Source organism: Bradyrhizobium sp. SZCCHNRI3052, from assembly GCF_032484895.1.
GTDB lineage: Bacteria > Pseudomonadota > Alphaproteobacteria > Rhizobiales > Xanthobacteraceae > Bradyrhizobium.
This window is the reverse complement of record NZ_JAUETW010000001.1, coordinates 610,076-629,577: the sequence shown is the minus strand read 5'-3', so window position 1 is coordinate 629,577 and position 19,502 is coordinate 610,076. Positions and strand designations below refer to the sequence as shown.

The following is a 19,502-nucleotide window of genomic DNA, read 5'->3' as shown; positions in this document are numbered from 1 at the left end:
ATCTCCCACAGAACCTGCGATCCTGCTGGACTTGAATCATGGCAAACACGAGCGTTCACGTCGTCGATCACCCGCTGGTCCAGCACAAGCTCTCCTTGATGCGCGAGCGTGACCGCTCGACCAAGGGCTTCCGTGAGCTGTTGAACGAGATCGGCATGCTGCTGGCCTACGAGGTCACGCGCGACCTGCCGCTCGAGCTGGTCGACATCGAAACGCCGATCGCGCCGATGAAGGCGCCGAAGATCGCCGGCAAGAAGCTGACGCTTGCGCCAATCCTGCGCGCCGGCGTCGGCTTCCTCGACGGCATGCTGGCGCTGATGCCGTCCGCGCGCATCGCCCACATCGGGCTCTACCGCGATCCCAACACGCTGCAGGCCGTCGAGTATTACTTCAAGGCGCCGCAGGACCTGAGCGACCGCACGGTGATCCTGATGGACCCGATGCTCGCGACCGGCAACTCCGCCTGCGCGGCTGCCGAGCTGCTCAAGACGCGCGGCGCCCGCGACATCCGTTTCGTCTGCCTGCTGGCGGCACCGGAAGGCATCGCCAAGTTCGAGAAGGAGCATCCGGACATCCCGATCTGGACCGCGGCGATCGACGAGAAGCTGAATGACCACGCCTACATCGTGCCCGGTCTGGGCGATGCCGGCGATCGGATGTTCGGCACGAAGTGATCGTGCGCGTGCAGTTCAGCAGGACGGTCGCGGTGAAGGGCGAATGACGCTGAAGATGCGACCGTCGATCACCAGCAGCGCACTCCCGATCACCAGCGCGCCGCTGATCTCTCCCAACGAGATGCTTTCGCCGAGCACCAGCGACCCGAGCAGGATCGTCGTCAACGGGATCAACAACGTCACCAGCATCACGTTGGTCGCTCCGGAGCGGCGCAGGATTTGGAAGAACACGATATAGGCGAACGCCGTCGACAGCGCCGCAAGGCTTATGACCGCGACCCAGGTCTGCAGTCCGGGAAGCGGGAGACGCCAGGGCTGGTCGACCGCGCCGGCGACCATCAGCATCATCACGCTGGACGCCGAGAGCTGGAAGGTGGCGGTTGCAAGCGGCGGCGAATGGGCGAGATGGCGGCGCACCAGCAGCGCGGCGATGCCGTAGCTGAGCGACGCGCCAAGACCGAACAGAATGCCGTAGCCGCCCGCCGAGCCGCCGAGCCCCGGTCCGCCCCGCAGGATCACGACCCCGACGAGGCCGACGACCAGACCCGCTGCCCGCCGGGCCGACAGCCTTTCCTCTCCCGCGGCGGCCATCACCACGATTGTGAACAGCGGCGTCGTCGCATTGAGGACGGCAGCAAGGCCGGAGGTGATGAACGTCTGGCCGATCACGATCAGGCAGAATGGCACGACATTGTTGAACAGCGCCACGGCAAGGAACGGCAGCCAGCCGACAACCCCCTGGGGAAAGCCGAGCCCGCGCAGTCGCGCCACCGGCAGCAGAATCGCCGCCGCCAGCACGATGCGCAGCAGCACCAGCGTCAGCGGGGGCAGTTCCTTCAAGGCGAGGCCGTTGAAGATGAACGATCCGCTCCACAGCAGCGAGAGCAGGCAGAGCAGCGACCAGTCCCGCGCGTCCATGCTCTCGATCTGGGATGTCATCGCCGCAAACCGCTGTTTCATCCGCGCGAGCCTTGCAGGCGAAGCCTCGCGCCGTCCACCCGCTTTCCGCTGGTGTGCCTACGGCATGGATCTCGGCCGCGACACCAGCTCGATCATGCGGCCTTCGTCCTCATCCGGCATCGCCGCCTTCGTCCGCGCATAAGCATCGACGGCTGCCTGGGCCATGATGGGACGCTCATCAAGTAGCTGCTCGGCGAGCTGCAGCGCATAGGCTGCATCCTTGTGACGGAGCGCCGCGGTGAAGCTTGCATCGGCGAAGTTGCGCGCGATCATGCGCGGCGCGTGGCGCAGAACCTGGGGGCTCGCCGCGACGCCGCTCTGGATCGCCTCCAACACGAGCTTCATGTCGAGGCCGGCCTGCTCGGCGATTGCGAGCCCCTCCGCAAGACCTGCGATCTGCATCGCGCCAAGCAGGTTGTTGATCAGCTTGTAGACTGTCCCGGCGCCCACGGGCCCGAAATGGCGAATGGTCGAGCCGATCGGCGCCAGATACGGCTGCGCGCGGTCGAGATCGGCAGCGTCGGCACCGACCAGCAAGGTCAGCTTGCCGCTCGCGGCCGCGTCGGGCAGCCCGGTCACCGGGCAGTCGAGATAGGTCACGCCGCGCGCATCCAGCTCGCGCGACAGACGCAGCGCATGGTCGCGCGATACGGTCGAGCATTCGATCGCGATCGTGCCGACCCGCATGGTGGCCGCGGCGCCATCCGGCCCGAGCCAAACCGCGCGCGAGGCGTCGTCATCAGCCACCATCGTCACGACCGCATCGGCATCGATTGCCGCATCAGCTGGCGAGGTCGACCAGCGCGCGCCGCGCGCGATCAGATCCTCCGCCTTCGCCCGGCTGCGATTCCAGACCGCCACGGAATAGCCTGCGTCGAGATAACGACCGGCCATACCATGGCCCATGCGCCCGAGCCCGATGAAGGCAACGCGCGCCACGCTCAATCGACGTCCTCGATCGCAGCGCCTGGCGTCGTGCCGAACGCGCGCTGCGCCAGCGTCGCCGCCATGAACTCGTCGAGATCGCCATCGAGCACGCCGGCGGTGTCGGACGTCTGCACGCCCGTGCGCAGATCCTTCACCATCTGATACGGCTGCAGCACGTAGGAGCGGATCTGGTGGCCCCAACCGATCTCGGTCTTGGCCGCCTGGTCGGCCGCCGCTTTCTCCTCGCGCTTCTTCAGCTCGATCTCATAGAGACGTGCGCGCAGCATGTCCCAGGCCTGGGCGCGGTTCTTGTGCTGTGACCGGCCAGCCTGACAGACCACCGCAACGCCGGTTGGGATGTGCGTCAGCCGGACCGCCGATTCGGTCTTGTTGACGTGCTGGCCGCCGGCGCCACCGGACCGCATGGTGTCGACGCGGACATCGGACTCCTTGATGTCGATCTTGATGCTGTCGTCGATGACCGGGAAGATCTGCACCGAAGAGAACGAGGTGTGGCGGCGTGCATTCGAATCGAACGGAGAGATTCGGACCAAGCGATGCACGCCAGCTTCAGTCTTCAGCCAACCATAGGCATTATGCCCGGAGATCTGGATGGTCGCCGACTTGATGCCGGCCTCTTCGCCCAACGATTCTTCGAGATACTCGATCTTGAAACCGTGCTTCTCGGCCCATCGGGCGTACATGCGCAGCAGCATCTGCGCCCAGTCCTGGCTCTCGGTGCCGCCGGCGCCGGCATGGACCTCGAGATAGGTGTCGAACTTGTCGGCCTCGCCGGACAGGAGCGCCTCGAGCTCGCGCCGCGCGACCTCCTTCTTCAGCTCCTTCAGCGCATTCTCGGCTTCAGTGACGACACCGGGATCGTTCTCGGCCTCGCCAAGCTCGATCATCTCGATATTGTCGCTGAGCTCACGTTCGACCTTGCCAATGCCGGTGAGCGAATCCTCCAGCGAGGTCCGCTCCTGCATCAGCCGCTGAGCTTTTTGGGGGTCGTTCCAGAGATTGGGGTCTTCGGCGAGCTTGTTCAGCTCGGCCAGCCTTGCCGTCGATGTCTCGACGTCAAAGATGCCTCCTCAGCAGCCCGACCGACTGCTTGATCTCTTCTACGATTTTCTCGATTTCCGCGCGCATGTCGCTCTCTTCAGGCCACGGCTTGAAGCGCCGCAGCATCGTCTCTCACAGGGGATGTAACGGCGCTCGGCGCAAAGCGCAATCGCTCTGCACCGCACCGGCATCAGTTTCAGCCGGCCCAATGCCTAATAGAGGCTTCCCGTGCCTGGACGGATGATGAAGCTGCCAGCATCAGGTTGGCCGCCGCTCTGCGACGGCATCACGCGTCCATCGGCGTCGGCGACACCGATGACCGAGTAGTTGTCCGGCGGCGCCGTACCAGGTTTGAACGCTTCCATGATCGTGCGGCCGCCGTCGCCGGGGCTCGCGCGCATGCCAGTCTTGGCATCGACACGGACCAGCTTGATGCCGGCCGGGATCTTGAAGGGCGTGGCCGGCTTGTCGGCCAGCGCGAGCTTCATGAAGTCTTTTGCGATCGGCGCGGCCAGATGACCGCCGGTCGCAGCATTACCCCTACCGAGCGGCCGGGGCTTGTCGTAACCCATGTAGATGGCGACGGCGAGGTCCGGCGAGAAGCCGACGAACCAGGCGTCCTTGGCCTCGTTGGTGGTGCCGGTCTTGCCGGCGATCGGCTTGCCGACCTCCTTCAGCACGGTCGCCGTGCCCGCCTGCACCACGCCCTCGAGCATCGAGGTGATCTGGTAGGCCGTCATCGTATCCAGAACCTGCTCCCGGCGGTCGACCAGCTGCGGCTCGCTCTGGTTCTTCCAGCCGTCCGGTGCGTCGCAGCCGCGGCACTCGCGGGCATCATGCTTGAAGATGGTGTGGCCGTAGCGGTCCTGGATGCGGTCGATCAAGGTCGGCTTCACCCGACGGCCGCCATTGGCGATCATCGAATAGGCCGTGACCATGCGCATGGCCGTGGTTTCGCCGGCGCCGAGGGCGTAGGAGAGGTAATTCGGCAGCTCGTCATAGACTCCGAATCGCTTGGCGTATTCGGAAATCAGCGGCATGCCGACGTCCTGCGCGAGACGCACGGTCACCGTGTTCAGCGACAGACGCAGCGCGTTGCGCAAGGTCGTGGGCCCGAGATATTTGCCGTTGGAGAAGTTGTCGGGGCGCCAGACCTGCCCGCCCTGCCCCTGGTCGATCTCGATTGGTGCGTCGACGACCTGGGTCGACGGCGTATAGCCGTTGTCGAGCGCCGAAGAATAGACGATCGGCTTGAATGACGATCCGGGCTGCCGGTAGGCCTGCGTTGCGCGGTTGAACTGGCTCTGGTCGAAGGAGAAGCCGCCGACCATCGCGAGCACACGGCCGGTGTTCGGGTCCATGGCAACCATCGCGCCGGACACTTCGGGCAGTTGCTCGAGGCGATACTGGCCTTCGACCGGATTGCCTTCCTTGTACAGCGGATCGGCATAGATCACGTCGCCCGGCTGCAGCACCTGGGCGACCGACGTCGGCACCTTGCCACGGCCGTTGGCCGTCGCAGCCCGCGCCCATTTCACGCCGTCAAGCGTGATCAGGCCAGTCTGGCGTTCCTTGCTGACGGCGCCGCCGAGTTCGCGCGGCGGCTGGAAGCCGATGCGGGCGGACTGGTCACTGGTCTCGAGCACCACGGCCATCCGCCACGGTGAGATGTCCGAGAGCGATTTGATGTCGGCGAGCTTCACCCCCCAATCGCCCGAAGTATCGAGCTTGGAGACAGGCCCGCGATAGCCCTGCTCCTGGTCGTACCTCACGAGTCCGGCGACCATGGCCTTGCGCGCCATGACCTGAATCTTCGGATCGAGCGTCGTCCGGACGGACAGGCCGCCTTCGTAGAGTTTCTTCTCGCCATAACGTTCGAAGATGTCGCGGCGAACTTCCTCGGCGAAATATTCACCCGCAAAGATGTGGGCGCCGGTGTTGCGGCTCGCGATCGTCAGCGGATCCTTGCGCGCCTTGTCGGCGTCGGCCTGCTTGATCCAGCCGTTCTCAAGCAGACGATCGACGACGTAGTTGCGGCGCTCGATGGCGCGGTCGCGATTGCGGATCGGATGCAGGCTGCCCGGCATCTTCGGCAGCGCGGCGAGATAGGACGCCTCCGCCACGGTGAGCTCGTTCACCGACTTGTCGAAATAGACCAGCGACGCCGCGGCGATGCCATAGGCGCCCGAGCCGAGATAGATCTCGTTGAGATAGAGCTCGAGAATCTTGTCCTTCGAGTAGGTGCGCTCGATGCGCATCGCCAGCAGCGCTTCCTTGATCTTGCGGGCGAACGACACCTCGTTGGTCAACAGGAAGTTCTTGGCGACCTGCTGGGTGATGGTGGAGGCGCCCTGCGGACGGCGATTGGAGCCGAAGTTCTGGGCGTAGACCACGGCGGCGCGCGCCATGCCGGTGAAATCGATGCCGCCATGCTCGTAGAAGTTCTTGTCCTCGGCGGCGAGGAAGGCGTTGATCACGAGCTTGGGAACCGCCTGGATCGGCAGGTACAGCCGGCGCTCCCGGGCATATTCACCGACCAGCGAGCCGTCGACCGCGTGCACGCGCGTCATCACCGGCGGCTCATAATCCTGCAACTGGGAGTAGTCAGGCAGGTCCTTGGAAAAATGCCAGATCAGGCCGGCCGCTGCTGCCACACCGACCAGGAACAAGACGGTACCGGCCGCGAACAGGAAGCCCAAAAACCGCACCAGAAAGCGCATCGGCGAATATCCGTTCCAACTCTTGTTTCGTCTCTCGGCTCGGACGCGGCGCACCCACAGGCGCTACCGCCAAAAATCACACGGTCGGCTGCAATGCCGCGTGACCCATGCCAGAGAAACGCATGGTCAAGCCTATCAGCGGTCAAGCCTATCACAAGTCTGCCGAGAAGGAATCCTCACTGATTCCGGGTGCCTCGCAGCACGTTTATACGGATGTTGCTGTGGCCAAACTAGGGCTTTGCGCGTACCGCCGCCGGCTTGTCCGGCCTCTCGGGGCCCGCGTTGGCGATGCGCTTGGCCAGAAAGGCATCGATCGCCCGCGCCATTGCGTCCGCCGTGCGCGACCGCCATGCGTCGGAGACCAGGTTCCCCATATCGCCCTTATTGGAGACATAGCCGAGTTCGACCAGCACGGATGGCACGTCGGGCGCCTTGAGCACGCGGAAACCGGCCGATTTCAGCGGGCGCTTATGCATATGCACCGCCGTCTTCATGTCGTTCATCAGCACACGGGCGAACCTGTTGGAAAACGTGCGGGTTTCCCGGCGGGCCAGATCGATCAGGATGTCGGCGACGTCGGCCGGCTCCTCGGTCAGATTGACCCCGCCGATCTGGTCGGCCCGGTTCTCGGCCTCGGCCAGCCGTTCCGCCTCGACGTCAGACGCCTTGTCCGACAGCGTATAGATGGTCGCGCCCTGCGCAGTGCCCTCACCTCGCGGCAGCGCATCGGCGTGGATGGAGACGAACAGAGCCGCCGACTGCTTCTGGGCGATGCGGACCCGGTCTCCAAGCGGGATGAAGGTGTCGTCGTCGCGAGTCATGATCACGCGGAACTTGCCCGACCGTTCCAGCCGGTCGCGCAGCGCCTGGCCGAAGGCGAGCACCAGATTCTTCTCCGGCACCTCGCCGCCCTGGGTGCCGTAGTCGATACCACCATGACCGGGGTCGATCACGACCACGGGCCGGGTGTCCGGCGGACCATCCGTCGGAGGGGGAGCGATGGCGACCGTCGTCGGCGGCGGCCGGACTGCCGGCGCAGGGTTTCCTGCGACCGCGACCGACGCCGTCGCGGACCCCGAATCGGCAGGCCTGGGCGCAAGACGGCTGTCGCTGCCGATGGCGCGGGCGAAGGTCGCCTCGTCGACCTCCTCCAGTTCGAGCACCAGCCGCGGCGGCTGACCGTTGGCGGCATCCAGCACCGTGGAGTTGGCGATTCGAGCCGGGCCGGTGAGATCGAAGACGATGCGGGACCCACCGGGCATCACCATCCCATAGCGGAACGCCTTCACCAAACCACGGCCGCTGGTCCCGGCTCCAGTGGGCAGATGAAAGCTGACCTGGGGCAGGTCGACGACGACGCGATAGGGTTCGCTGAGCAGGAAGGTTCGAAACGGCACCGTCCGGTCGAGATCGAGCACGAAACGGGTCTGTCGGGAATCGCCGGCGACCCGTGCGTCGGTGGCGATGGGGAACCCGGGCCCGACCACGGCAGGCGGCACCTGGCCGACCGGTCCGCTCTGGGCGCGGGCCGGAATGACCGCCGCACATAACATTTGCGTGACGCACAGCGACGCGCATCCCAGCAAGGAAAGGTAATTCGCCCGGCCAATTGCCAAATCGATGCCTCCGCGGGATCGTCTTACCGCAACCAATCCCAGGGGTTAACCGCCAAATTTTGTCATTTTCGTTAAAGGCCACCGATTGTTGCGGTTCCGCGACGCTTCGCTTGCGCGACCTGACCATTCCTCGTATGTACGAAGGGCTGAAGGCTAATCCTTACTGCCGGTTGTGTCGCGTTCAACCTCCGGTGAAACGCCGGAAGCTTCGTGATCGGGGTGCTCGATATCGGGTCCTCGGTCGTTGCGAAGAGTCCAGCGCCTTTCCGACGCTCCACCAAAGCCTGCGCGATCCCGCGCGGCCGCAACGGAGAGCCGGTCACGAGCCGAGTGGCGCCTGTCAGGGCGCCTCCTCGCAGAGACCGCCCGGGCACCAGGTCAGACACGGTATAGCCTGATACCGCACCCGTGACAGGGTGGGTATTCGATCCAGGCAAGCGTTTCGGCGCAATCTGGCCTTCGGCAACAGAGAAGGCGGCACCCGCTGCCGCCCACATATTCCAGACGGGCCGACGCTTGATGCGCCAGACTGAGTTGCCAACCATGACCAGCGGACGATCCGCGCCGATGCGGGGCCAGATCCCCGTTCGGCCAATCGCCCCGCCGGCATCAGGGTTGGCGCGGCGCGACCAGCTGCGTTTAGGCCTTCCCCTCACCCCCGAATCAGGTGGACCGTCGCGTCATCCGACAGCGCGCCACGCGCTCGCGGCCAATCGCGCCCGTCGCCTCCAAGAGTTCCAATATGCCCAACAAGATGTTGATCGATGCTACCCACCCGGAAGAGACCCGGGTCGTTGTCGTCCGCGGCAACCGCGTCGAGGAATTTGATTTCGAAACGGCCCAACGCAAGCAGCTCCGCGGCAACATCTACCTGGCCAAGGTTACGCGGGTCGAGCCCTCGCTGCAGGCCGCCTTCGTCGAGTATGGCGGCAACCGCCACGGCTTCCTGGCCTTCAGCGAAATCCATCCGGACTACTATCAGATCCCGGTCGCCGACCGGCAGGCTCTGATCGAGGCCGAGGAGCGCGCGCACCGCGAAGCCGAAGAGGAAAGCGAGAACCGCTCCAACCGCCGCCGCAACCGGCACCGCAGTTCACGGCGCCGCGGCAGCGGCGAACGGGTCCAGAGCGAGATCGTCGAGGCCGCCGAGGCGGGCCTCCCTGCCCCGACCGAAGGGCACGAGGCCGACCACGAGGCGCAAGACCACCACGCCTACGCGCAGGACGATCAGCCGCACGCCGACGCGACCGCTCCCAGCGAGGCGCAGGGCTTCTCCGAAGGCCCGGTCGAGGCTCAAGGTCGGGACGCCTCGGGCGAAGCTCGGCAGGGCGCAGCCGACGAATCGCGCGAGCATGCCGACCGTCAGCCTGATGCCGTTGCCGCGCAGGGCCATGACGCTGCTGCCGAGCAGCCCGCCGGCGAAGCTGCGGAGGCCGCGAGCCCGCAGACCGGCGACTCGCACGCTGCCGAGGCGGCCAGCCCGGCTGTCGCGGCAGACGAGCACGACGACGAGCATGACCATGAGCATCACGGTCACGACGAGCATCATGACGGCGAGCACGAGCATGATGAGCACGAACATCACGAATACGACCATCATGAGCATGATCACGATGAGCACGACGACGATGACGTCGCTGCCGTGGGCGAACATGCTGATCACGGCGTCACCATCGTGCCCGGCGACGAGAACGGCTCCGACACCGCGTCCGGCGACCATGAGGACGACGAGGACGACGGCGAGGAGATCGAGGAAGAGCTCGTCGAATCCGTCGGCGGCGATGACGTGCTGGAGGAAGTGCCGGAGCGCACCTTCCGTCCGCGCCGGCAGTACAAGATCCAGGAAGTCATCAAGCGCCGCCAGGTGATGCTGGTGCAGGTCGTGAAGGAGGAGCGCGGCAACAAGGGCGCGGCGCTGACGACCTATCTGTCGCTGGCCGGCCGCTATGCCGTGCTGATGCCCAACACGGCGCGCGGTGGCGGCATCAGCCGCAAGATCACCTCGGCGCAGGACCGCTCGCGCCTGAAGGAAGTGGTGCAGGATCTCGACGTGCCCGAGGGCATGGGCGTGATCCTGCGTACCGCCGGCGCCAACCGCACCAAGCCCGAGATCAAGCGCGACTTCGAATATCTGCTGCGTCTCTGGGAAACGGTCCGCGACATGACCCTGAAGTCGCAGGCCCCGACCCTCGTGTACGAGGAAGGCTCGCTGATCAAGCGCTCGCTGCGCGACCTCTACAACAAGGAGATCGACGAGATCCTCGTGGCCGGCGAAGACGGCTACCGCGAGGCGCACGATTTCATGAAGATGCTGATGCCGACCAATGTCCGGGCGGTGAAGCAGTATCGCGACGGCCAGCCGCTGTTCTCCCGGATGGGCGTCGAGAGCCAGCTCGACGCGATGTTCTCGCCGACCGTTCAGCTGCGCTCGGGCGGCTATATCGTGCTCAACCAGACCGAGGCGCTGGTCTCGATCGACGTGAACTCCGGCCGCGCCACGCGCGAGCATCACATCGAGGACACAGCGCTCAAGACCAATATGGAGGCGGCCGAGGAAGTGGCGCGGCAGCTCCGTTTGCGCGACCTGGCCGGGCTGATCGTCATCGACTTCATCGACATGGACGAGAAGCGCAACAACCGCTCCGTGGAACGCAAGCTGTCGGACTGCCTGCGGCAGGATCGCGCGCGCATCCAGGTCGGCCGGATCTCGCATTTCGGCCTTCTGGAGATGTCGCGGCAGCGCATCCGGGCCAGCGTGCTCGAAAGCTCGACCGAGCCGTGCGCGCATTGCGGCGGCACCGGTCACGTGCGCTCGGTGTCCTCGGTGGCGCTGCAACTGCTGCGCAGCCTCGAAGAGACGCTGATGAAGGGCGCCACCCACAATCTCGTGGTCCGCACCCGCACCGAGGTGGCGCTCTACGTGCTCAATCACAAGCGCGGCCATCTGCGTGACCTCGAGAACAGCTTCAAGGTCTCGCTCGCCGTCATCGCCGATCCGAGCGTGAGCGGCCAGCAATCCTTCATCATCGATCGGGGCGAGCAGGTGCACACGCTCGAGGCCGCCAAGGCGCTGCTCGCCGCGCAGGCCTCCGCCCCGCCGCTGGCGGCCGAGGAAATCTACGACGAGGAAGAACCGTTCGACATCGAGACGGAATCCGAGGTCGAGACCGAGGAGACCGAAGGCCTGTCCGAGGACGCAGCCGACGGCAGCGCAGCCGAAGGCGAGCGGGACGGCGCGCGCCGCAAGCGGCGACGGCGCCGGCGTGGCCGCGGCAGCGAGGCCCGCGAGGGCGCGCTCCCAGAAGGCACGGCCGGACTGCAGTCCGCCGAGCCGGGCTCTGCCGCCGAGCAGTCAGCCGAGGACACCGACGGCGAAGACGACGAGTCGGAGGAACAGCCTGCGTTCGCACAAGGCGAGCAGACGGATCAGCCTGGCGGCGAGCGGCGTCCGCGCCGGCGTGGACGCCGCGGCGGTCGCCGTCGGCGCGGTGGCGCGGAAGAAGGTCTCGCCGCGTCGATCGGCGACGAGCTCGCGCCGGCTTCGGCATCGGAGGCAGAAGCCGCCGTGGCCGATTTCGACGGCGATGGCGCTTCCCACCACGACGAGGAAGAGCCGGCAGAACCTGCGGCGCCAGTCCATGCGTCGGCCGCAACCGAGGCCGATGAGTCCGTCGCTGGCGCCTCCGTGCCCATGCCACAGGCTGCTCCGGGACAGCCCGAAGTGCAGCAGACCGAGGCTCCGAAGACGGAATCCGAGAAGACCCCACGCCGTTCAACGGTTCGCGAGAAGGTCAGCTTCCTCACCGAGCCGAGGCCGGAGGGCGCGGTTTCAGCCGTCAACGTCGCCGAGAGCAGCGCACCCACTCCGGCTGTCGACGTCGCGGCGTCCGGACCGGTTGCCTCCGAACCGGCGGCCACCGATTCCTCGTCCCCTGCGGCCCCGCGCCGGGCCGGCTGGTGGTCCCGCCGTTTCGGTGGCGGGCAGTAAGCCCCCGCTCTCCGACGCTTCGATGCAAAACGCCCGGCCAGATTGGCCGGGCGTTTTTCATATGGCGTTCTTCGTATGGCGATCGTTCTTGACCGTGACGACCGACCGGAGGCCGCTCAGCCGGTCGTCACGGCCGGCTCGACATCCGACGGATCGATCTGCTGATTGAGCCGTCGCTGCAGGAAATCATGGTCGAGTTCGTCTTCGCGCCACGAGACGAACACGGTGGCGATGCCGTTGCCGATGATGTTGGTCAGTGCACGCGGCTCGCGCGCCCTAGCCTAACCAGCGCGCGATCCGGGCCACCGCCTCACGCATGTCCTCGGCCGAACGCGCATAGGAAAAGCGCACGAAGCTGCGGCCGTGGATCGGATCGAAGTCGACGCCCGGCGTGGCCGCCACATGGGTCTCCTCCAGCATCCGCTTGGCGAAGTCGAAACTGTCGGAGGTGAAGTCGGACACGTCGGCATAGAGGTAGAAGGCGCCGTCGGCCGGCAGGAACCGGGTCAGGCCGGCCTTCGGGAAACCCTCGATCAGGATGTGCCGGTTCTCCTGGTAACCGTGCTTGATGGCCTCCATTTCGGTCCGGCCGTCGAACGCCGCTTCCGCCGCGATCTGCGACAGGGTCGGAACCGAGATCGCGAGGTTCTGTTGCAGACGCTCGATCGGCCGCACCAGCGCATCTGGCACCACCATCCAGCCGATGCGCCAGCCCGTCATGCAGAAGTACTTCGAGAACGAGTTGATGATCAGGGCCTCGCGCGACAGCTCCGCCGCCGTCACCGCCGGAAACGCGTAGTCCAGACCATGATAGATCTCGTCGGAGATGAAGCGGATGCCGGCGTCGCGTGCGGCTGCGATGACACCGCCCAGCGCCTCACGCGACATCATGGTGCCGGTCGGATTGGCGGGACTTGCCACCAGCACACCCTTCAGCGGCGTCTTGCGGTGCGCGGCGAGCAGCGCTTCGCCGGTCAGGGCGTGACGGTTCTCCGCCGTGGTCTCGATCAGCACCGGCTCGCAGCCCAGCGCCGTCAGGATATGGCGATAGGGCGGATAGCCCGGCACGGTCACGGCCACGCGGTCGCCGGGCTCGAACATGGCCAGGAACGCCAGGATGAATCCGGCCGAGGATCCCGTCGTGATCACGATCCGCGCCGGATCGACCTCGCAAGCGTGCGTCTCGCGATAGTGCCGCGCGATTCGCTGTCGCAGCGACAGCAGACCGAGCGCCGAGGTGTAGTCGATGCGGGCCTGATCGAGCGCGGCATGCGCGGCCGCAATGGCCGCTCGTGGCGCAGGCGCCGCCGGTTGGCCGACCTCCATGTGGATGACATGTCCACCGCCCGCCTCGATCCGCTCGGCCGCAGCCATCACGTCCATCACCATGAACGGCGGAACATTGCTGCGCGCGGACGGTGCCGTCAGGTCGGCGATCCGCTGTTCCAATGTCGGTATCACTGTCGCATCCACCATCGATATCTGCTATTGACCCCGGCTGTTCGGACCCGCTCCGTGAACCGGTCGGGGTCAGCCCATGGGCCTCGTTCGCCGCAGATGAGCCGCATTCCGCCGTTTGGTGGGCAATAGCCCGTCTCGCGCCTCGCGCCAATTGCAAAGATCGCCTGATGTCGCTCCGCATCGTGCTTCGCAAGAAACTGTCCGGCGGGCTTGCCGCGGTCGTCGCGGCGGCCGTGACGCTGGCGCCGCTCGCGCCTGCATCGGCGCAGCAAGGCAAGGGACCGCCGATCCTGCGCGACACCGAGACCGAGGTGCTGCTGCGTGAATATACCCGGCCGATCCTGCGCGTCGCCGGGCTCGAAAAGCAGAACATCCAGATGGTCATCATCAACGATGCGTCCTTCAACGCGTTCGTTGCCGACGGCCGCCGCATCTTCGTCAATTACGGCGCCATCCTGCAGTCGGAAAATCCGAACCAGCTGATCGGCGTTCTCGCGCACGAGACCGGCCATCTCGCCGGCGGCCATCTCGCCAAGCTGCGCCAGCAGCTCGCCACCGCCCAGACCCAGATGATCATCGCCACCATTCTCGGCGCCGGCGCCCTCGCGGTCGGCGCGCGCGGCGGCGGCAGCGGCCTTGCCAATGCCGGCGCCGCGACGCTGTCGGCCCCGGGCGAGGTCATCCGCCGATCGCTGTTGTCGTACCAGCGTCAGCAGGAGGAGAACGCCGACCGCGCGGGGGTGAAATTCCTCACTGCGACAGCGCAATCGCCGAAGGGCATGTACGAGACGTTCAAGCGCTTCACCAATGAGAGCCTGTTCGCCGCGCGCGGCGCCGACCCCTATCTGCAATCACATCCGATGCCGGCCGATCGCGTCGAGGCGCTCGAGGGCCTCGCGCGCCAAAGCCCCTATTGGGACAAGAAGGACGACCCCGCACTGCAGCTCCGCCACGACATGGTCCGTGCCAAGATTTCGGCCTTCATGGAACGGCCGGACACGGTGGCACGGCGCTATCCATTGTCGGACACCGGCCTGCCCGCCCGCTACGCCAGGGCAATCTCCACCTACCTGCATGGCGACCTGCGCAGCGCCCTGAGCCAGATCGATGCCCTGATCCAAGTGCAACCCAACAACGCCTATTTCTACGAGGTCCGCGGCCAGGCCCTGCTGGAGGGCGGCCGACCCACTGAGGCGATCGCCCCGCTGCGCAAGGCGGTGCACCTGTCCAATAACGCCCCGCTCATCGAGATGTTACTTGGTCAGGCCTTGGTGGCATCCGAGAACAAAGCCTACACTGAGGAGGCGATCTCGATCTTGCGCGCGGCGGTCGCGCGCGAATCCGAGGCGCCGCTCGGCTATTCCCAGCTCGCGATGGCCTACGGTCGCAAGGGCGATTATGCGGAGGCGGATCTCGCCTCGGCGCAGGCCGCCTTCCTGCGTGGCGACAACAAGACGGCGCGCGAGCTTGCCTCGCGTGCAAAAACCCGCTTCGCGGTCGGCTCGCCAGGCTGGGTCAGGGCCGACGACATCGTCACGGCAAAGCCGCTTTCCGGCCAGTAGGCTGTCGGACAGCGGGGTTGGCGCCCGCTGAAGTTTTGAACTACTGCTATCATCCGATCCAGAATATCAAAATACCGTCACGACCATCGACAAGGACCCGATCATTTGACCCAGAGGACCTCCTTCATGCCGTCAGTCCGCACGCTCATTCCCGCGATGTTGCTCGCGCTTTCGCTCTGCGGCGTGCCTCAGCTCGCGTCGGCGGAGAGCTTCTCCGACAGCCAGCGGGGCGAGATCGAGACCATCGTCCGAAACTACCTGATCGCGCATCCCGAGGTGCTCGAAGAGGCGATGGCCGAGCTGCAGAAGCGCCAGACGGCAGCCGAGGCGGCCAAGCACGAGGCCAGCGTCAGCAAGAACGCCGAGACCATCTTCAACTCGCCGCGCGGCGTCGTGCTCGGCAACAAGGATGGCGACGTCACCTTCGTCGAGTTCTTCGATTACAATTGCGGCTACTGCAAGCGCGCGATGGCCGACATGATGGAGCTGATGAAGAGCGACCCGAAGCTGAAGGTCGTGCTCAAGGAATTTCCCGTGCTGAGCCAGGGCTCCGTCGAGGCCGCGCAGGTCGCCGTTGCCGTTCGCATTCAAGCCCCGCAGAAATATCTCGACTTCCACCAGAAGCTGCTGGGCGGCCGTGGCCAGGCCGACAAGGCCCATGCGCTCGCGGTCGCCAAGGATCTCGGGCTCGACATGGCGCGCGTCGAGAAGGACATGGCGAGCCCCGAGGCCAAGGCGACGATCGAGGAAAACTTCAAGCTCGCCGAGGAGATGGGCATGAACGGGACGCCGAGCTACGTGATCGGCAAGCAGGTCGTGATCGGCGCCGTCGGCGTCGAGGGCCTGCGCGAGAAGATCAGCGCGGCCCGCTGCGGCAAGGCGAGCTGCTGAGCATCTCTGCCAAAGCGTCTCGCCATCACGAGATCAATCGAAGGCCGGCTGTCTCAGCCGGCCTTCTGCTTTTGCCGTGAGCCGGTGGCGAAGCGGCAGCCGGGTGGCGGCAGCGCCCTCGCCTATCCCTTCAGCTTCATGCCGAGCCGGGTTCGAAGTGCCTCGCGGATGTGCCCGCGTGCAATCGCCTCGGCCCGATCGGGATCGCGGATCGCGATCGCTTCGATCAGCTCACCATGCTCGGCCGCGGCAGTTGCCGCACGTCCTTCGGCCGCAAACGTCGTGGTTCCCAGCAGCGCTGTCGCGACATGCATGTCCTCGAGGGCGGCATCGAGGTAGCGGTTGCGCGCCGCGCGCTGGATCGCACCGTGCATCAGCCGGTTCAGCCGCGCTAGCTCGGCGGCGTCGTCCCCCCCGCTGACAAAGCGTGCATGAATGTCGCGGAGCGCCGCGATCTCGGCCGACACGGCATACTGCGCGGCGAGCCGGGCGGCGGCGCCTTCGAGAATTTCCCGCATCGCGTACAGCTCGAGGACTTCATTCTCGTCGAGACTGCGCACGATCAGGCCGCGTCCACCAGCCGGCTGCACCCACCCCTTGGCCACCAGCTTGCCGAAAGCCTCACGGACCGGCGTCCGGCTGACGTTCAGCTTCTGGGCGACCTCGTCCTCACGCAGCCGATCGCCGGAGCGATAGAAGCCGTTCTCCAGCGCATGGCACAGCGCACGAAATACCGCTTCGCCGAGAGAGACGTTGTCACGATCGATGGTGAGCGATGGCGCTTCCGAGGACATGGGGGTCACGATTTCACAATCTCGTTGCGAACAACAGCCTATCTTGCATATTTTTGTATACAATGGCATACCAATTCTATGCCTACTGTAGCCTTTACTTCCGTACCATCCATCATCGCTTGGCCGACGGCTGGCATGCGGAGGGGTGGCTGTGTGGACCAAACCCGGTCCAGGCCCCGCCGCCTTGCGTCCGCGAGGGCCTGCGATGACTGATCAGAGCGATCTCGCCGTCCATCCCCTGACCTACGACGTCGTCGTGGTCGGCGGCGGCAACGCAGCCCTCTGCGCCGCCATTGCGGCACGGCGCGCCGGGGCCTCGGTCATCGTGCTGGAGGCCGCCTCCAAGTTCTATCGCGGTGGCAATACGCGCCACACCCGCAACATGCGCTGCGCCCATGACGCGGCGACCGCGACGTTGAGCGGCCCCTACACCGAGGACGAGTTCTGGGACGATCTCCTGCGCGTCACCGAAGGCCAGACCAACGAACAACTGGCGCGTCTGATGATCCGCGAGTCCAAGGACATGCTCGACTGGATCGTCGCACAGGGCGTGCGTTTCCAGCCGTCGCTCGGCGGGACGCTGAGCTTAGGGCGGACCAACTCGTTCTTCCTGGGCGGCGGCCGGGCCATGCTCAATGCGTTGTATCTCACCGCCGAGCGGCTCGGCGTCGACGTGCTGTATGAGGCGGAGGTCGTCGGGCTCGACATCGATGAGACCCGTTTCGACGCTGCGATCATCCGGCAGCGTGACGCCAGGACGCGGATCTGCGGCAAGGCGCTGGTTGCGGCAGCGGGCGGCTTCGAAGCCAACATCGACAGGCTGGTCGAGGGCTGGGGCGAGATCGCGCGCAACTTCCTGATCCGCGGCACGCCCAACAATCGCGGCACGGTGCTCGACTTGCTGCTCGGCGCCGGCGTCGACAGCATCGGCGATCCGACCCAGTGCCACGCGGTGGCGATCGATGCGCGCGCCCCCAAATATGACGGCGGCATCATCACGCGGCTCGACTGCGTCGTGTTCGGCATCGTCGTCAACAACAACGCTGAGCGATTCTACGACGAAGGCGAGGACGTCTGGCCGAAGCGCTACGCGATCTGGGGACGCCTGGTTGCCGCTCAGCCGGAGCAGATCGCCTACATCATCTTCGACGCGAAATCGGCGAACCTGTTCATGCCGTCGCTCTACCCCGCGATCGAGGCGGCCAGCATCACCGAGCTCGCCGGCAGGCTCGGCCTCGATCCGGACAAGCTGACCGCCACCGTCGCGCATTTCAACGCATCGGTGCGCGACGGACAATTCAATCCCGACATCCTCGACGATTGCCGCACCGAGAACCTGACGCCGCCGAAATCGCATTGGGCGCGCCGCATCGATAGCGGCCCCTACTACGCCTATCCGGTTCGGCCCGGCATTACCTTCACCTACCTCGGCGTGCGGGTCGATCACGCCGCAAAGATGATGATGAAGTCCGGCGGTCCCGCCGACAACATGTACGCCGCAGGCGAGATCATGGCCGGCAACGTGCTCGGCCGCGGCTATGCCGCAGGAATCGGCATGACGATCGGCAGCGTGTTCGGGCGTATCGCCGGCCAGGGAGCAGCGACACATGCAGCACAGTGAGGCGTTGACCGAGGCGGATCGGCTGATGACGATCTGCAATTCCTGCCGCTATTGCGAGGGACTCTGCGCCGTGTTTCCGGCAATGGAGATGCGCCGCGCCTTCACCGGCGGCGACCTCAACTATCTCGCCAATCTCTGCCATGCCTGCGGGGCCTGCTACGTCGACTGCCAGTTCTCCCCCCCGCACGAGTTCGACGTTCGCGTCCCCTCCGTTCTGGCCCGGGTGCGGCACGAGAGCTATGCCGACTATGCCTGGCCGCACGCGCTGGCGCCGCTGTTCAGGCGCAATGGTCTCGCGGTGTCGCTCATCGCGGTGGTCAGCATGGCCGCGTTCATCGTCGGCATCGTGGCCTTCAACGATCCCGCCGCGGTGTTTGCAAGCCGGCACGGCCCCGGCTCGTTCTACGCGCTCATGCCCCACAACGCGATGGCGCTGTTGTTCGGCGCCGCCTTCCTGTGGGCCATCATCGCCTTCATCACGGGCGCTCGGGCGTTCTGGAATGATATCGGCGAGCCGAGCTCGACCTTGACGCGCCCACGTCCACTGCTGCGCGCCGTTCGCGACGCAGCCAGCCTGCGCTATCTCGATGGCGGCGGCGTCGGCTGCTACAACGAGGACGAGCGGCCACGCGACACCCGGCGGTTCTATCACCATCTGACGTTCTGGGGCTTCATGCTCTGCGTCGCATCGACCAGCGTCGCGACGCTCTATCACTATCTTCTGCACCGTGAGGCGCCCTATCCGTTGTGGGACCTGCCGGTCGTGCTCGGCACGCTGGGCGGATTGGGCATCGTGGTCGGTCCGCTCGGACTCTACACCGCCAAGCGCAGGCGTGAGCCTGCGATGATAGATGCGGGCAGTCGCGCCATGGACGTCGCGTTCCTGGCGATGCTCGTCCTTACCGGCGCAACCGGGCTCGCCCTCCTCTTGCTACGCGAGACCAGCACGATGGGCCTGCTGCTCGCGCTCCATCTCGGTGCGGTGTTCGCGCTCTTCATCACGATGCCCTACGGCAAGTTCGTGCACGGCCTCTATCGATTCTTGGCGCTCGTCCGCTACGCGCGCGAACGTCACGGCGCGTAGCTCATGCGAAGTCGCCGGCGACACGCAACGGATCACTGTTGTCGTCATGCAGCATTCATGACCCTGAGCATCCGTTCATAAAGTTGCGATCTGCGACATTTTTCCGGAACGATCGGCGACGCACGGAACGACTCCTACCTCC

At 65.8% G+C, this 19,502-nt stretch carries 12 protein-coding genes and 2 pseudogenes; 6 read left to right on the top strand and 8 right to left on the bottom strand.

What is annotated here, in order from left to right; all coding sequences use genetic code 11:
- Positions 1-38 precede the first annotated feature (38 nt).
- Positions 39-674: a uracil phosphoribosyltransferase gene (gene upp / locus QW887_RS02970; RefSeq protein ID WP_315800151.1), complete on the top strand. Its 636-nt coding sequence runs from the start codon at positions 39-41 to the stop codon at positions 672-674.
- 15 nt (positions 675-689) lie between these two features.
- On the opposite strand, the gene QW887_RS02965 is transcribed toward upp, so the two are convergent.
- From QW887_RS02965 to QW887_RS02945, 5 genes and pseudogenes are all read right to left on the bottom strand, one after another.
- Complete coding sequence (locus tag QW887_RS02965) at positions 690-1,613, bottom strand: DMT family transporter (protein ID WP_316194157.1); 924 nt, start codon at positions 1,611-1,613, stop codon at positions 690-692.
- A 78-nt stretch (positions 1,614-1,691) separates the two neighbouring features.
- A pseudogene (locus QW887_RS02960) lies at positions 1,692-2,594 on the bottom strand (NAD(P)-dependent oxidoreductase); the annotation flags it as partial.
- Positions 2,576-3,710 (bottom strand): peptide chain release factor 2 gene (prfB, locus tag QW887_RS02955; protein ID WP_315712184.1). Its coding sequence is split into 2 segments (ribosomal slippage): positions 2,576-3,640 and positions 3,642-3,710, totalling 1,134 coding nucleotides; the frame shifts between segments, so codons are not numbered across the junction. The gene prfB and the pseudogene QW887_RS02960, both read right to left, overlap by 19 nt.
- A gap of 125 nt (positions 3,711-3,835) precedes the next feature.
- Positions 3,836-6,343: a penicillin-binding protein 1A gene (locus tag QW887_RS02950; protein WP_315712186.1), complete on the bottom strand. Its 2,508-nt coding sequence runs from the start codon at positions 6,341-6,343 to the stop codon at positions 3,836-3,838.
- Positions 6,344-6,573: 230 nt separating this feature from the next.
- Positions 6,574-7,896 (bottom strand): N-acetylmuramoyl-L-alanine amidase, encoded by a 1,323-nt coding sequence (locus QW887_RS02945; RefSeq protein ID WP_315751757.1) that lies wholly within the window; start codon positions 7,894-7,896, stop codon positions 6,574-6,576.
- Between the two features lie 805 nt (positions 7,897-8,701).
- On the opposite strand from QW887_RS02945, the gene QW887_RS02930 reads away from it, so the two are divergent.
- Complete coding sequence (locus QW887_RS02930) at positions 8,702-11,947, top strand: Rne/Rng family ribonuclease (protein ID WP_410052206.1); 3,246 nt, start codon at positions 8,702-8,704, stop codon at positions 11,945-11,947.
- Between the two features lie 116 nt (positions 11,948-12,063).
- Here the strand turns inward: QW887_RS02930 and QW887_RS02925 are convergent.
- Positions 12,064-12,216 (bottom strand): annotated as a pseudogene (locus tag QW887_RS02925) (dicarboxylate/amino acid:cation symporter); the annotation flags it as partial.
- Between the two features lie 7 nt (positions 12,217-12,223).
- Positions 12,224-13,423, bottom strand: coding sequence for a pyridoxal phosphate-dependent aminotransferase (locus QW887_RS02920; RefSeq protein ID WP_315826864.1), 1,200 nt, complete (start codon positions 13,421-13,423; stop codon positions 12,224-12,226).
- A 152-nt stretch (positions 13,424-13,575) separates the two neighbouring features.
- Between QW887_RS02920 and QW887_RS02915 the strand changes: the two genes are divergently transcribed.
- Positions 13,576-14,970 (top strand): M48 family metalloprotease, encoded by a 1,395-nt coding sequence (locus QW887_RS02915; protein WP_315767296.1) that lies wholly within the window; start codon positions 13,576-13,578, stop codon positions 14,968-14,970.
- 126 nt (positions 14,971-15,096) lie between these two features.
- Positions 15,097-15,861 (top strand): DsbA family protein, encoded by a 765-nt coding sequence (locus QW887_RS02910; protein WP_316194156.1) that lies wholly within the window; start codon positions 15,097-15,099, stop codon positions 15,859-15,861.
- 122 nt (positions 15,862-15,983) lie between these two features.
- Here QW887_RS02910 and QW887_RS02905 read toward each other — a convergent pair whose 3' ends face one another.
- A complete protein-coding gene (locus tag QW887_RS02905; protein ID WP_315712636.1) occupies positions 15,984-16,655 on the bottom strand; it encodes a GntR family transcriptional regulator in 672 nt (223 codons plus the stop codon).
- Positions 16,656-16,860: 205 nt separating this feature from the next.
- Between QW887_RS02905 and tcuA the strand changes: the two genes are divergently transcribed.
- Together tcuA and tcuB are read left to right on the top strand one after the other, a co-directional pair.
- Entirely contained in the window at positions 16,861-18,276 is a 1,416-nt protein-coding gene (tcuA, locus tag QW887_RS02900; protein WP_316194155.1) for an FAD-dependent tricarballylate dehydrogenase TcuA, read from the top strand.
- Positions 18,263-19,360, top strand: a complete 1,098-nt coding sequence (tcuB, locus tag QW887_RS02895) for a tricarballylate utilization 4Fe-4S protein TcuB (protein ID WP_316194154.1) — start codon at positions 18,263-18,265, stop codon at positions 19,358-19,360. The genes tcuA and tcuB overlap by 14 nt, the downstream gene beginning before the upstream one ends.
- Positions 19,361-19,502: the final 142 nt, after the last annotated feature.

What these genes read in the sequence shown, in the direction of transcription:
- upp (WP_315800151.1), top strand. Translation starts at nt 39, where the DNA reads ATGGCAAACACGAGCGTTCACGTCGTCGATCACCCGCTGGTCCAGCAC.
- QW887_RS02965 (WP_316194157.1), bottom strand. Translation starts at nt 1,613, where the DNA reads ATGACATCCCAGATCGAGAGCATGGACGCGCGGGACTGGTCGCTGCTC.
- QW887_RS02950 (WP_315712186.1), bottom strand. Translation starts at nt 6,343, where the DNA reads ATGCGCTTTCTGGTGCGGTTTTTGGGCTTCCTGTTCGCGGCCGGTACC.
- QW887_RS02945 (WP_315751757.1), bottom strand. Translation starts at nt 7,896, where the DNA reads ATGTTATGTGCGGCGGTCATTCCGGCCCGCGCCCAGAGCGGACCGGTC.
- QW887_RS02930 (WP_410052206.1), top strand. Translation starts at nt 8,702, where the DNA reads ATGCCCAACAAGATGTTGATCGATGCTACCCACCCGGAAGAGACCCGG.
- QW887_RS02920 (WP_315826864.1), bottom strand. Translation starts at nt 13,423, where the DNA reads ATGGTGGATGCGACAGTGATACCGACATTGGAACAGCGGATCGCCGAC.
- QW887_RS02915 (WP_315767296.1), top strand. Translation starts at nt 13,576, where the DNA reads ATGTCGCTCCGCATCGTGCTTCGCAAGAAACTGTCCGGCGGGCTTGCC.
- QW887_RS02910 (WP_316194156.1), top strand. Translation starts at nt 15,097, where the DNA reads ATGCCGTCAGTCCGCACGCTCATTCCCGCGATGTTGCTCGCGCTTTCG.
- QW887_RS02905 (WP_315712636.1), bottom strand. Translation starts at nt 16,655, where the DNA reads ATGTCCTCGGAAGCGCCATCGCTCACCATCGATCGTGACAACGTCTCT.
- tcuA (WP_316194155.1), top strand. Translation starts at nt 16,861, where the DNA reads ATGACTGATCAGAGCGATCTCGCCGTCCATCCCCTGACCTACGACGTC.
- tcuB (WP_316194154.1), top strand. Translation starts at nt 18,263, where the DNA reads ATGCAGCACAGTGAGGCGTTGACCGAGGCGGATCGGCTGATGACGATC.